The organism is Rhodococcus sp. NPDC006774, assembly GCF_040636045.1.
Lineage (GTDB): Bacteria > Actinomycetota > Actinomycetes > Mycobacteriales > Mycobacteriaceae > Rhodococcoides.
Genome location: NZ_JBEYIW010000005.1, coordinates 203,227 through 216,300 on the forward strand (window position 1 = coordinate 203,227; position 13,074 = coordinate 216,300).

The following is a 13,074-nucleotide window of genomic DNA, read 5'->3' on the forward strand; positions in this document are numbered from 1 at the left end:
CGGCCGTGACGTTCGCTGCGTGCAGGGTTCGATCCGCGGCGCCCAGGTCCGTCCGGTCCCTACACTCGCTCGCATGTTCGCCACATCGGGAATCCACGTGCGGCCCCGACGGGACAGTGACCTGAGCACCCTCCTACCCATCCTGCAACGTACGCACGAAACGCAGCGCTATCCCATGCGCGCAGCTGCGGTGCGAGCCGACTGGCTTGCTGCACCGAACGAACTCGCAGCCTGGGTCGCCGAATACGAGAACGCCGTCGTCGGACATGTAGCGCTGCACCCGACGGCATCACCGGAACAGGATCCCGGTGCGGACGATGCGAGCGCACAGTGGCAGCGAGCAACCGGGGTCGCTGCCGATCGACTCGCTGTCGTGTCGCGGTTGGTGACCGACGGCTCCGTACCGGGCAGCGGAACGACGTTGCTCGCACATGCAGTGAATGCGGCACGGGACGAAGGACAGGCACCGGTGCTGCTCGTCGATCCGAGCAGCGCCGCTCTCGGCTTCTACCGCAGGCGAGGCTGGCACCGAATCGGGACGGCTGCGCAGCAGTGGGGCGAGTACCGAGTCGACGCAGTACTCATGGTGGCACCGGTTCGCTGAACCGATCATCCGTCTGCCTCGCGGTGCAGGCCAATCCACGATTGCAGTCGCGAGCGGGCTCATCCGTCGGCGATGCGTCTATGGACTTGTCGCCGTCGATCGAGGTCGTCATGCGGTCGTGGTGTCGACCGGTCCGCTCGGGATCGCTCTACCGATACTCCGCACCGAGTTGTCAGAATATGTATCGGCGCGATACATTCTCCGATAGTGCGGTCAATCGCATCGCCATGATGTGATCGTTTGGATTCGAGAAGGGGGAGTTGCATGCTCGAGCTCGCAATTCTCGGACTGCTTCTCGAATCACCCATGCACGGTTACGAGCTCCGCAAGCGGCTGACCGGCCTGCTCGGAGCTTTTCGAGCGTTTTCGTACGGATCGCTGTACCCGGCACTCCGTCGACTTCAAACCGACGGTCTCATCGCCGAGGACGCCGGTCCCGACTTGCTCGTGAAGAGACGAGCAAAACGGGTGTATCAGCTCACCCCTCTCGGCAGGGAACGATTTGCCGAACTGGTGGCCGACACCGGACCGCAGAACTACACCGACGACGGATTCGGCGTACATCTTGCCTTCTTCAGTCGGACTCCCGCGGAAGCTCGAGTCCGCATTCTCGAAGGCAGACGTCGCCAGGTCGAGGAGCGCCGAGAAGGCCTCCGCGACGCTGTGGCCAAGGCGAACGGGACACTCGACCGCTACACCAGGCAGCTACACCAGCTCGGTCTCGAATCGAGCGAACGCGAGGTGCGCTGGCTCAACGAAGTCATCGCAGCCGAGCAGGCCGAACCCAACCCAGCACCGTCCCACACAGCACCAAACAGGACAGTCAAGACAGAAGGAGAACCCGACCATGGGTGAGAACAACAACGCAATCCGCGTGGCCATTGTGGGTGTGGGCAACTGCGCCTCATCCCTGGTCCAGGGTGTCGAGTACTACAAGGACGCGGACGAGAACGCCACCGTCCCCGGCCTCATGCACGTCATGTTCGGCAAGTACCACGTCCGCGACGTCGAGTTCGTCGCCGCGTTCGACGTGGACGCCAAGAAGGTCGGCTTCGATCTCTCCGAGGCCATCTTCTCCAGTGAGAACAACACCATCAAGATCGCCGACGTGCCCCCGAAGGACGTCCACGTCCTGCGCGGACCGACCCTCGACGGCCTCGGCAAGTACTACCGCGAGACCATCACCGAGGCCGACGGCGACGCCGTCGACGTGGCGCAGGCCCTGCGCGACGCCAAGGTGGACGTGCTCGTCTCCTACCTCCCCGTCGGATCCGAAGAAGCCGACAAGTTCTACGCACAGGCCGCCATCGACGCAGGCGTCGCCTTCGTCAACGCGCTGCCCGTCTTCATCGCATCGGATCCCGTCTGGGCCAAGAAGTTCGAGGACGCAGGCGTCCCCATCGTCGGCGACGACATCAAGAGCCAGGTCGGAGCCACCATCACCCACCGCGTCATGGCGAAGCTCTTCGAAGACCGCGGCGTGCAGCTCGACCGCACCATGCAGCTCAACGTCGGCGGCAACATGGACTTCCTCAACATGCTCGAGCGCACCCGCCTCGAGTCGAAGAAGATCTCCAAGACCCAGGCCGTGACGTCGAACCTGCAGAAGGAATTCAACGCCAAGGACGTCCACATCGGACCGTCCGACCACGTCGGCTGGCTCGACGACCGCAAGTGGGCCTACGTCCGCCTCGAAGGCCGCGCCTTCGGTGACGTTCCCCTGAGCCTCGAGTACAAGCTCGAAGTATGGGACTCGCCCAACTCTGCAGGCGTCATCATCGACGCAGTCCGCGCCGCCAAGATCGCCAAGGACCGCGGCATCGGTGGACCGGTCATCCCGGCTTCGGCCTACCTGATGAAGAGCCCGCCGAAGCAACTCGCCGACGACGTCGCTCGCGAACAACTCGAAGCGTTCATCATCGACGCGTAAAACCCAGCGGCACTGACGCCCGCCGGTCCACTCAACGTGACATTGACCCCCCAAAAGGCCACCAAATGTCACATTGAGTACCGGCGGGCGTTCGCTTATCCGGCTGCGGTGATTTCTCGCGGATCGAATGTCACCGTGATTTGCTTGATTCTTCCGTCCTCGATTCGCTGCCAGTTGGCGGTGCTCGCCGGGGATGCGATGGACGTGTGCAGATCGAACCACGTCAGTACGTTCGGGCCGTCCACGAAGACGTGGGCGATGTCGATGTCGGTGACGATCTCCGACATTCCTTTCAATCCGGCCACACATTCCGCGCCGTTGGCGGCTGCGCCCAGTGGGCCCCGGAACGTCGCGTCCTCGTGCAGGATCGACGCCAGGGTGTCGAAATCTCTGCTCCTCCAGGCCTCGAAGTAGGTCGCTGCAACTTCTTTCGTTGTCTGTGTCATGACATCGAGTCTTGAACGACCCGATCCAGAATTCCAACAGTTGGTTGCGATCATCATCAGAACTTCTACTCATAACTGCAGCTAGGCAATACGCGCTATCGTTCTCCGGTGGCCATCGATCCCACTTCCACGCATCCGGTCCTCGAACGCGTCCGCGCGCTGGCGTTCGCCTATCCAGAGGTGTCCGAGAAGATCTCCCACGGACGGCCGACCTTCCGCACGGCCTCGGTGTTCGTCTACTTCGGCGGTGGCGTCAAGGGCGGCGACCAATACGACCTCTCGATCCTCGTCAAATGCGAGAGCGCCGAGGAACAGCGCGCCTGCGAACTCGAACCCCGCTACTTCCACCCCGCCTACCTCGGCCCCGCCGGCTGGGTGGGATTCGACCTCGGTGATGCCGACGACGACGTCTGGGCCGAGGCCGCCGAACTGATCGACTGCAGCTACCGCGTCACAGCCCCGAAGCGAAACATCACCAGACTCGACGCCGGCGAGGGCCCCGATCTGGGAGTGCAGCAGTGGAATTGAGACAGCTGGAGTACTTCGTCGCGGTGGCCGAGGAAGCGAACTTCACTCGCGCCGCAGCCAGAGTGCACATCAGCCAATCCGGCGTCAGCGCCCAGATCAGAGCGCTCGAACGCGAACTCGGAGCCGAGTTGATCGACAGAACAGGTGGCACTGCAACATTGACCACCGCGGGTCAGGCCGCGCTGACGCAAGCCCGTGCGACGCTGGCCGCTGCCGGCTCGGTCAAGCAATCCGTCGACGACGTTGCCGGACTCCTGCGCGGATCGCTGCGCGTCGGGATGGTCACCGCCTGCACCGTCCCACAACTGTTCGACGCATTGGCCCGCTTCCATTCGGCGCACCCTGGCGTCGAACTTGCTCTCCACGAGGACAACTCGGACCGACTGGTGGCAGATGTGCGCGCCGGAGAACTCGACATCGCACTGGTCGGTGTCGCAGCTCGGGTGCCGGACGGTGTGGAATCGATCGTGGTGATCGAGGAGCGGATCGTTGCGGCCGTTCCACCGCAGCATCCTCTGGCAGCACAGGACTCGGCGACGTTGGCGCAGGTGTGTGAACACCCGATCATCGCCCTTCCCCCCGGCACCGGGATCCGTGCCGTGTTCGACCGGGACTGCTACGGAGAAGGCCTGGCACCGCAGATCACGTTGCGGGCCAGCGCTCCCGACGCCGTGGCCGACCTCGCTGCCCGTGGCTTGGGGGTGGCGATCCTCAGCGCATCGATGGCGGAGTTCTACGGCGACAAGCTCGTCGCGGTCGAGCTCACGGACTCGTACACCACCGCGCTTTTGGCACTGGTGTGGCGGCCCAGAATGGGTCCGGCGCTGACCGAATTGGTTGCGGTGGCGACGCGCAGCTTCAGCGAATCCTCTTGACGGTGAACCACAGTGCGATCAACAGACCCAGCAGCGCCACCGACGGCACCACACCGGGATCACCCCCGATGATCCCGACGACGGCAACGATCAGAGCCACGAGCGCGAAGAACCCGAGGATCCCCGCGAGCAACTGAAGGTGGTCCTGCGCCGTCACGACTTGACGCCGCCCGCCGTCAGTCCGGAGATGATGCGGCGCTGGAACAGCAGCACCATGATCACCAGGGGAATGGCCACGATGGTGCCCGCGGCCATGATCGCGGCATACGGCACCACGAGCGGATCGTTACCGGTGAACCGCGCGATGGCCACGGTCACCGGTTCGGTCCTGTCACTCGAGAGCTGACTGGCGAGCAGGTACTCGTTCACCGCGGCGATGAACGCGAGGATCGCGGTGGTGAACAATGCAGGTGCTGCGAGTGGGAGCATCACCAGTCGAAACGCTTGGAATCGTCCGGCACCGTCGATCCGTGCGGCTTCTTCGAGCTCCCAGGGCAATTCGGCGAAGAACGCCGCCAGCGTATAGATCGTCAGCGGTAGGACGAACGAGATGTTCGGGATGACCATCGCCTGGTAGCTGCCGATCCAGCCGATGTTGGTGAAGAACTGGAACAGCGGGGTCACCAAAGCGACCACGGGGAACATCGACGCACCCAGGATGATGCCCGTCACCACGTACTTGAAGCGAAAGTCGATGCGCGAGAGCGCGTATGCCGTGAAGATGCCGATGACCAACGCGATCAGCGTGGTCGCGCCGCCCACGATCAGGCTGTTGCCGACCGCACGCAGAAAATTGTTGCCGTTCGCCGTCGACAACGCGTTCTCGAAGTTCTCCCACGTGACGTGCGTCGGCCAGGGCGTCGTGTCGAAGGTGTACCGCGGGTCGCGGAATGCGGTAACGACCATCCAATAGAACGGTGCCAGTCCCCAGATGAGAATGACGACGACACCGAGATAGATGCGAGCTTGCTTCACCGGCCGGGCCCCTTGCGCTGATTGTCCTGAGTGGCAACGGCATTGGCACCGAGGAACTTCACCAGGATGAACGCCACGACGAAGATCATGATGAACGAGATGGTCGACAACGACGCAGCACTGTTGAATCCCTGCCGAATCTGATCCACCACCAGAATCGAGATGGTCCGCGTGGCGGGATTGCCCTCGGTGAGGATAGCCGGCAAGTCGTACATACGCAGCGCGTCCATGGTGCGGAACAGAATTGCCACCATCAACGCGGGCTTGACCAATGGCAGTGTGATCTTGGTGAACCGTTGCCACGCCGACGCGCCGTCCACGCGAGCCGCCTCGTAGACGTCGGCGGGAATCATCTGCAACCCGGCCAGGATCAGCAGCGCCATGAACGGCGTCGTCTTCCACACGTCGGCGATGATGACGGCGAAACGAGCGGGCCAGGCGTCGCCGGTCCACAGAATGTTGGTTCCCAGAATGCGATTGGCGATGCCGTCGTACGCGAAGATGAAGTACCAGAGCTTGGCCGTGACGGCGGTCGGGATCGCCCAGGGAATCAGGATCGCGGCGCGCAGCAGGGCTCGTCCGGCGAAGGTCTTGCCCATGATCACTGCCATTGCGAAGCCGATGACCACCTCGATGGACACCGTCACGACGGTGAAGAACGCCGTGTTTCCGACCGCACCCCAGAACTGAGAACCGAGGGTTCCCGGCGGGCAGGGCACCGATGTGCCCGACGCCGAGGTGCACTGCTGCAGAAGCCAATGCGTGTAGTTGTCGAAGCCGGCAGAACCGCCGGAGACGAACATGCCGGTGGCGGGATCGAGACCGGGATCCTTGGAGAAGGACATCACCAGCGCACGGATCACCGGGTAGACGATGACGATCGCGAGGATCACCATCGTCGGTGCGATCAACAGCCACGCCCGACCCTGCGTCAGGCCGAACCGCTTGTTCTTGGACCGCACATGCCGACCGCGGCCGGGGGACGAGCCCCCGGCCGCGGTGGTTGCGGCGGCCCCACTGGTCACACCAGCAGGTACAGCCATTCGTTCTCCCGAAATCAGTTGGCGCCGGCGGTTTCGATACCGGCCTGCATGTCCGTGATCGCCTGGTCGACGCTCTTCTCACCCTTGATGGCGGCAGAAACGTTGTCCTGCACGGCCTTCGAGACGGCCGGGTAGAACGGGGTGACGGGACGCGGAACGGCGTTCTCGATGGATGCCTTCAATGCAGGAAGGTACGGCATCGCGGCGATCAGTGCGGGATCGTCGTACAGCGACGAGAGCACCGGCGGCAGTGCGCCCTCGGCGATGATGCGCTGAGCCTGCTCACCCTGCAGGAACCGCAGGAAGTCGGCAGCAGTGGCCTTGTTCTCGGAGTACGCACTGATCGCGGCGTTGTATCCACCGAGCGTCGAGGTGCCGACTCCGGTGACTCCGGGAAGCGGTGCGACCGAGTACTTGCCGGCCACAGCCGAGCCTTCCTCCGCCGCGGTGCCGTATACGTACGGCCAGTTACGCAGGAACAAGGTCTGACCGTCCTGGAACGCCTGCTGGCTCTCGGACTCCTTGAACGTGGTGTCCTGGGCCGGGATGACGCCTGTCTCGAACGCGGTGACGAGGGTCTGCAGTCCGGCCTTGGCCTCCGGGCTGTCGACGGTCGGGGTCTTGCCGTCTTCGGCGACGATCGATCCGCCGTGCGCGTTGATGATCTCCGACGCGTTGGCCGTCAGACCTTCGTACGGGGCGAATTGCCCGGCGTAGCAATCGATGTTGTTGTCCCGGGCGACCTGGCAGTCCTCGGTGAGCTCGGCCCAGGTGGTGGGCGCCTCGGGAAGCAGATCACTGCGGTAGTAGAGCAGTCCGCCGTTGGTGTTCTTCGGCGCGGCGTACTGCGTGCCGTTGTAGGTTGCGCTGGCGACGGTCGCGGGGAGAACGCCTGCGTTGTCGAGTGCGAACTCGCCCTCCAGCGGCACGAGCCAGCCCTTGGCCGCGAACTCGGCGGTCCAGACGACGTCGAGTGCCATCACGTCGTAGTCGCTCTGCTGAGCCTGCAGCTGCTGCACGAAGTCGTCGTGAGCCTGATCGGCGTCGGCGGACTGTTCCTTGAAGGTGACCTGCTCGTCGGGGTGGCTGGAGTTCCACTCCGAGATGATCTGCTGGACGACACCGGTCTCGGTGGTGTCCTGGCCCTCTACATAGGTGATAGGTCCACGGCCGTCGGCGTTTTCGGATGCAGCACCCGAATCGCCGCTCGATCCGCTGTCGCTCGAACAACCGGTGAGCGTCAGCAGCGTGGCTGCCGTAGCAACCACCGCCACCTTCGTGATCAAAGACGCCATTGTTTTCTCCACTAACTTCTACACGGTGGTATGCGCCCGGAGATAGACCCGCAGAATCGTGCTGTGATGCTCCCCCGACACATATGTCGATGGGAACTGTGGCACACAATGCACCGAATGGTGGTCGTTATCGCGTTCCTGAATCGGTCAACCCGGATGTGTCGGAGTCGGCCGGTAGCCTCTCGCTCATGAGTTCGGACAAGATGCTGACGCGGATCGGCGGACTGCTACGCCAGGCCGAGTCCACCGACAATCCACACGAGGCCGAGGCCTTCATGGAGGCCGCTCAGCGTTTGGCCACGTCGGCGTCGGTCGATCTGGCGGTTGCTCGTTCGCACAGTGCATCCAGGGAGCGGCAGGCGACGCCCAGCCAGAAGGTCGTCCCCATCGGAGAGCCGGGCAAGCGTGGGCTCAAGACCTACGTGCAACTGTTCGTGGCCATCGCCCACGCCAACGACGTCCAGTGCGATGTGTCCCGATCGTCGACGCAGGTGTTCGCCTACGGTTTCGACTCCGACATCGAGACCACCGAGGCCCTCTATTCCTCGCTGCTGATTCAGATGGTGCGAGCCTCGGACGCGTACATCAAGTCCGGTGCCTACCGATCCGAGACAGCCATCCGCACCGTCACCGAAATCAAGAATCGTCGACGCTACACCCGGCGCGAGGAGGTGCCCGTCGCTGCCGTGACGGCACGGCTGAACTTTCAGACCGCGTTCGCGTCGCGCATCGGTCAACGGCTTGGCGAAGTGAAGAAGGACACCGAGGCCAAGGCCATCGAGCAGGAACAACAGGGTGCTGGGACGGCACTGGTGTTGCGCAACAAAGAGATCGAACTACGCGACTACTACCGACAGACATCGACCGCGCGCGGACACTGGCGGGGCCAGAGCGCCAACGCCGGCTACTCCGAGGGTGCGCGAAGGGCCGGGGATCGAGCGGGGCGAAACGCAAGAATCGGTGGTCATGCAGAAATCGACGGAGCAAGCAGGCAGTTGGGTCGCTGACTACTGCGTTCGGGTCGAGGCCGCGAACACCGGCCATCCGATGTGGGTGCGCCACGACGTCGAATCCTCGGTATCACGTGGCCCGACGGCGTAGACCTCGCGAACGGGCCCCGCGATGGCGAGGCCGTTGGTCTCCACGTACACCCCGAGAGCGCCGTAGGTGACATCGATATCGTCATGAGGCCCGTGATGTACCGTCACGGCGAGTTCGGTGGGCTGTAACGTCAGCGGCCGAATCCTGTTGACAGACAGCGTATTCAGCGTGGGAACGTACACCGTCATGATCCCGCGGCCCTCGGTGAACAACTCGTTGTCGTACAACCCACCCGCAGGACCCGTCGGCTCGACTCCGGCCGCATCGATCTCGGCCATCGCCGTGCTGTACCAGCCGAGCACCTCGGACGCGTCGACCACCTCGGAAACGGCTGCAACCGAACACTGTTCGGTGAGTATGCGTCGTACCTCGATAGTGGGCGGTGTCGGATCCAACAACCGGCGCAGCGCCGTCACCGCTGATCGGGTGTCGTCCAACTGCCGCTCGAGCCGAGTGAGGTGTTCGGTGATCAACCGGGCTCGGGCGTCGGGATCCGGCGTGGTGACGATCGCCCGCACCTCACGCTCGGGCATCTGCATGCTGCGGAACCGTCTGATGATCTGTGCCGTGGCGACCTGATCGGTGGCGTAGTACCGGTAGCCGGTGAAGTCGTCGACGGTGGCAGGTTCGAGCAACCCGGACTCGTGATAGCGCCGCAGAGTCTTGACCGACAAGTGCGTGATGCGAGAGAACTCGCCGATCGTCAGCAATCCGTTCATGTCGACATTCTGACCCCTCCCGGTGGGGGAGAGTCGACTCTCCCCGAGGAGGAGGGCTCAGTCTGGGTTGATGACCGAATCACAGACCATCGACCGCTACTTCGAGCTCGCCACACTGGCCGACTCGGAGCCCTACTTCGCCCTGTTCGCCCCCGACGCCATCGTGGAGGACGAGGGACACGAGTATCGCGGCATCGACGAGATCCGACGATGGCGAACCGAGGTGCCGCAGGTGCACTACGACGTACTCTCCGTCGTCGAATCCGGTGCAGGCAGCACCACCACCGCACAGATCTCGGGCGACTTCCCGGGAAGTCCGGTGAACCTGTCCTACTGGTTCGAGTGTGCTCAGGACGGGCGGATCTCGGTGCTGCGGATTCGGGTGTAATCGAGGTTTCGGCAAACGCGCGCGCATTGGCCAGGTGCGCGGGGATTCGCGTCGAATCGGAGGCGAATCTGCTCGCGTTTGGCAAACGCGCGCGCGTTTGCGGGGACTGGGGTCGGCGGGCGGGGATTGGGGGCAGCGGCGGGGACTCGGGGGCAGTCAGTCGAGGCGCGCGAGCACCAACCGAAGTCCGATGACGCTGGCGATGGGGAACAGGGCCGCGACCAGCCACGGGATGGCTGCGCCCCAGCCGGTGTCGGGGGCGGCGTCGATCACCACACCGAGTGCGGTCGATCCGATGAGCACGCCGATGCCCCCGAGTGAGGCCATGAATCCGTAGTACGAGCCCAGTCGACGTTCGGCGGCCATGCGCGGCACCAGATCCCTGGCCTGTGGCATGGCGATCATCTGTCCCAGCGCCAGCAGCAGGACGAACAGGGCGGCCGGGACGAGACCGAGAACACCCTGCAGCTCGAGGGGGGAGGTGGCCGCGACGAGCGCGAACGACGCTGCCATGACGGCGAATCCGATCGGCAACGTGACCCGCGGTGATACCCCGGCGACGCGTCGGGTGATGGGCAGTTGCGCCGATACCACCAGTACTGCCGAGATCGCGAAGAACCAGCCCAGCACGGTCTGCGAGCCCCAGGCGCGTTCGACCTCGAGTGGTAGCAAAAGGTACAGCTGGTTGTAGGCCACCAATTGCGCGCTCATCGCCACCGCGAACAGCACGAAGGTCCGGTTGCGCACCACGTCGGTCCAGCCCGACAGCCATGGGTCGTCACGATGTTCGCCGCGCTCACGCGGCAGCCACCGCACGTGAGCGGCGATGACCAGAACGAAGATCGCCGCAGCCACGAGGCACGCGATCCTGAAATCGACGAGCAGCAGTACCGATCCGACGAGTGGGCCGGTGAACGAGCCGATCTGACTGCACACCGACATCAGCGCGAAGCTCTCGACACGGGTTGGTCCGCCGTCGCGTTCACTCTTGCCCGCCTCGATCGCCACTGCGGATTCGACTGCGGGAGAGAACAATGCGGCCGCAAATCCGATCGCTACCGTGGCGACCAGCACGGCAGGCAGCGAATCGGCGAAAGCCAGACCCACGAATCCCAGTACCCGCAGAGCACAGCCGACGAGAACGACCGGCTTGATGCCCCATCGATCGGCGAGGGTGCCACCGACGAAGAACAGTCCCTGCTGCGAGAAGGTCCTGATCCCGAGGACCACTCCGACGAGTGCGGCACCGAGCCCGAGGTCGCCCGTCAGATGCACCGACAGATAGGGCAACACCATGAAAAAGCCGATGTTGAAGGTCATTTGGGTGAGGACGAGCAAACGGACGGTGGGGGTGGCGCGCCGCAGATCGACCAGAAACGACCACCGCCATCGCGTCGGCGACCTGTCGGTCCTCGAACTCATGTAACGCGCCCTCCTGCATCGACTTTCTCGACGACGCTACCGGTCTTGCGCACACGCCCCGAGGTGGCACCGGCGAGCGAGACTGCGAGAACAGCGAGTGCGATCAAGGACGCGAGCGGAGCGGCGGTGACCCAGGGTGCTCGCTCGACGGCCGCGACCCCGTCGGACAGTATCAATCCCCAATCCGCAGTGGGGGGTTGCGGTCCGAGGCCGAGGAATCCGAGGGCCGCGAGAGCGAGAGCCACGCCGGGCAGCCGAATCATGGCGTGCCGCAGCACTACCGGAACGACGCTGGGCACGATGGAGCCGAACAGGATTCGCGCGTTCCCTGCCCCGAGTGTCGGCAGGATGGAGATGTACGGCCGAGCGCGGGTCTCCTCGACGAGAGCGGCAGTGTGCGCGGCGAGCGGAGCCCACGTGACGATGAGAACCGCGACGGCCGCCCCGCCTGCACTCGGACCCCAGATCGCTGCGATCAGAATGCCGGTGACCACCGGCGGTGCCGCATTGGTCACCTCGACCAGACCACGCGATGCCCGCGGAACCAGTCCCAGCAGCACGCCGACCACCAGGGCCCCGAGCGTGACAGCCAGCGACAGACCGATCGACCGCAGTGCGCCGTCGGCGACGCGGGCCAACAGATCTCGACCCGACGCGTCCGTTCCGAAGGGGTGGGCCGCTGATGGGGCCGCGAACTTCTCCCGTGTCGTCGCCTGGCCGTCTCGGGGGAGTCCGGCAAGCACCATGACCAGTAGGACCGACGCCGCAGCGATCGGCACCAACCATCGTCGCGGCGACGGATGGAAGACGCCGGACGGGATGGGCATCGCCTTCTCGTGCAGTGCGCTGCCGAGCAGCAGCCGTCGGGCCAGTTCGGCCGCGACACCGAGAGCAGCACTGACGGCCAGTAGAAGAACGATGTCGATCTGCAGGGCGGGAAGATCCTGCGACTGCGCGTCACCGAGCGTTGTCCGACCCAATCCCGGTATGGCGAAGACCTTTTCGACGGCCACTGCGCCGCCGGTCATGGCTACCATGACCAGACCGATCTGCGACGCGAGGCCGGGTAGGGCGCGGCGCAGGACCGCACCGGCGATCTGGGGCCGTGAGAAGCCTGCGACCGTCCACGTGATGACCCACCCCTCGGTGAAGGTGACGGCGATTGCGTCGGCGAGCAGTCGCCCGATCAACCCGCCCGCAGGCAACCCGAGCGCGAGCGCAGGCAGCACCGCGTACTCGGGCCCGTTCCACCCGTAGGCCGGGAACGACAACCACACGGCACCGAGAACAACGAGTACCGACGCGAGCAGAAACTCCGGCATCGACGTGAGTGCTGCGGCGACGCCGCCACCGGTGCGTTTCGGGGTGCCGCGCAGTCCGGCCCGGACGCTGGGGACGACCACGAGGGCGGCAACGGCGATCGCAACGAGCATCGCGAAGCCCATCAGCGTCATCGACACCAGTAGCGCATCGAGCGCCCCTGGCAGCACCGGCTGCCCTGTGTTCCACGATGTTCCGGGATTGCCCGACGCGATGCCGGTGAGCCAGTCCCAGAACATTCGCCACGGCCCCGCATCGAGTCCCAAATCGCGGCGAATTGCGTTCAGTGCCTCGGGGGTTGCTTCCTGCTCGGCCGAGCGGGCCCGCAGAATGCTCAGTGCCGGATCGCGATTCGACAGCCACGGCAGCATCCCGACGAGGATGACGACACCGGCGACGGCAACCAGCCGCGAGACGGTTGTTCTCAC

Annotated in this window: 15 protein-coding genes; 7 read left to right on the plus strand and 8 right to left on the minus strand. The window is 64.6% G+C overall.

All coding sequences use genetic code 11. The features are described 5' to 3' along the window. The first annotated feature begins 73 nt into the window (after positions 1 to 73). From ABZ677_RS10305 to ABZ677_RS10315, 3 genes are all read left to right on the plus strand, one after another. Positions 74 to 604, plus strand: a complete 531-nt coding sequence (locus ABZ677_RS10305) for a GNAT family N-acetyltransferase (RefSeq protein WP_094740475.1) — start codon at positions 74 to 76, stop codon at positions 602 to 604. Positions 605 to 868: 264 nt separating this feature from the next. Then, on the plus strand, positions 869 to 1,459 hold the full coding sequence (locus tag ABZ677_RS10310) for a PadR family transcriptional regulator (protein ID WP_094632231.1): 591 nt from the start codon (positions 869 to 871) through the stop codon (positions 1,457 to 1,459). Continuing rightward, complete coding sequence (locus ABZ677_RS10315; RefSeq protein WP_032396939.1) at positions 1,452 to 2,534, plus strand: inositol-3-phosphate synthase; 1,083 nt, start codon at positions 1,452 to 1,454, stop codon at positions 2,532 to 2,534. The genes ABZ677_RS10310 and ABZ677_RS10315 overlap by 8 nt, the downstream gene beginning before the upstream one ends. A 95-nt stretch (positions 2,535 to 2,629) precedes the next feature. On the opposite strand, the gene ABZ677_RS10320 is transcribed toward ABZ677_RS10315, so the two are convergent. After that, complete coding sequence (locus ABZ677_RS10320) at positions 2,630 to 2,980, minus strand: nuclear transport factor 2 family protein (protein WP_358368967.1); 351 nt, start codon at positions 2,978 to 2,980, stop codon at positions 2,630 to 2,632. Between the two features lie 108 nt (positions 2,981 to 3,088). Here ABZ677_RS10320 and ABZ677_RS10325 point away from each other — a divergent pair, with 108 nt between their 5' ends. After that, positions 3,089 to 3,508 carry an MmcQ/YjbR family DNA-binding protein gene (locus ABZ677_RS10325; RefSeq protein ID WP_037195229.1) on the plus strand — a complete coding sequence of 140 codons (420 nt, stop codon included), beginning with the start codon at positions 3,089 to 3,091 and terminating at the stop codon, positions 3,506 to 3,508. Further along, positions 3,499 to 4,383: a LysR family transcriptional regulator gene (locus ABZ677_RS10330; protein WP_358368970.1), complete on the plus strand. Its 885-nt coding sequence runs from the start codon at positions 3,499 to 3,501 to the stop codon at positions 4,381 to 4,383. Before ABZ677_RS10325 ends, ABZ677_RS10330 begins: the two co-directional genes overlap by 10 nt. Here ABZ677_RS10330 and ABZ677_RS10335 read toward each other — a convergent pair. Genes ABZ677_RS10335 through ABZ677_RS10350 form a run of 4 tightly spaced genes read right to left on the minus strand, consistent with a single transcriptional unit; the run spans position 4,367 to position 7,696 of the window. Next, positions 4,367 to 4,540: a hypothetical protein gene (locus ABZ677_RS10335; RefSeq protein ID WP_358368973.1), complete on the minus strand. Its 174-nt coding sequence runs from the start codon at positions 4,538 to 4,540 to the stop codon at positions 4,367 to 4,369. The two genes, ABZ677_RS10330 and ABZ677_RS10335, sit on opposite strands and share 17 nt — an antisense overlap. Continuing rightward, the gene (locus tag ABZ677_RS10340; protein ID WP_358368976.1) at positions 4,537 to 5,358 is read right to left on the minus strand and encodes a carbohydrate ABC transporter permease; all 822 of its coding nucleotides are present in this window, start codon (positions 5,356 to 5,358) and stop codon (positions 4,537 to 4,539) included. The genes ABZ677_RS10335 and ABZ677_RS10340 overlap by 4 nt, the downstream gene beginning before the upstream one ends. Further along, on the minus strand, positions 5,355 to 6,401 hold the full coding sequence (locus tag ABZ677_RS10345) for a sugar ABC transporter permease (protein WP_358368979.1): 1,047 nt from the start codon (positions 6,399 to 6,401) through the stop codon (positions 5,355 to 5,357). The genes ABZ677_RS10340 and ABZ677_RS10345 overlap by 4 nt, the downstream gene beginning before the upstream one ends. A gap of 14 nt (positions 6,402 to 6,415) precedes the next feature. Further along, on the minus strand, positions 6,416 to 7,696 hold the full coding sequence (locus tag ABZ677_RS10350) for an ABC transporter substrate-binding protein (RefSeq protein ID WP_037195231.1): 1,281 nt from the start codon (positions 7,694 to 7,696) through the stop codon (positions 6,416 to 6,418). 188 nt (positions 7,697 to 7,884) lie between these two features. On the opposite strand from ABZ677_RS10350, the gene ABZ677_RS10355 reads away from it, so the two are divergent. Continuing rightward, positions 7,885 to 8,703, plus strand: coding sequence for a DUF2786 domain-containing protein (locus tag ABZ677_RS10355; RefSeq protein WP_037195659.1), 819 nt, complete (start codon positions 7,885 to 7,887; stop codon positions 8,701 to 8,703). On the opposite strand, the gene ABZ677_RS10360 is transcribed toward ABZ677_RS10355, so the two are convergent. Continuing rightward, complete coding sequence (locus ABZ677_RS10360; RefSeq protein ID WP_358368983.1) at positions 8,704 to 9,516, minus strand: MerR family transcriptional regulator; 813 nt, start codon at positions 9,514 to 9,516, stop codon at positions 8,704 to 8,706. A gap of 70 nt (positions 9,517 to 9,586) precedes the next feature. Between ABZ677_RS10360 and ABZ677_RS10365 the strand changes: the two genes are divergently transcribed. Next, positions 9,587 to 9,904 carry a nuclear transport factor 2 family protein gene (locus tag ABZ677_RS10365; RefSeq protein ID WP_358368986.1) on the plus strand — a complete coding sequence of 106 codons (318 nt, stop codon included), beginning with the start codon at positions 9,587 to 9,589 and terminating at the stop codon, positions 9,902 to 9,904. A gap of 156 nt (positions 9,905 to 10,060) precedes the next feature. On the opposite strand, the gene ABZ677_RS10370 is transcribed toward ABZ677_RS10365, so the two are convergent. Both ABZ677_RS10370 and ABZ677_RS10375 read right to left on the minus strand, forming a co-directional pair. Next, complete coding sequence (locus tag ABZ677_RS10370) at positions 10,061 to 11,326, minus strand: MFS transporter (protein ID WP_358368989.1); 1,266 nt, start codon at positions 11,324 to 11,326, stop codon at positions 10,061 to 10,063. Beyond that, a complete protein-coding gene (locus ABZ677_RS10375; RefSeq protein WP_358368992.1) occupies positions 11,323 to 13,074 on the minus strand; it encodes an ABC transporter permease subunit in 1,752 nt (583 codons plus the stop codon). Before ABZ677_RS10375 ends, ABZ677_RS10370 begins: the two co-directional genes overlap by 4 nt.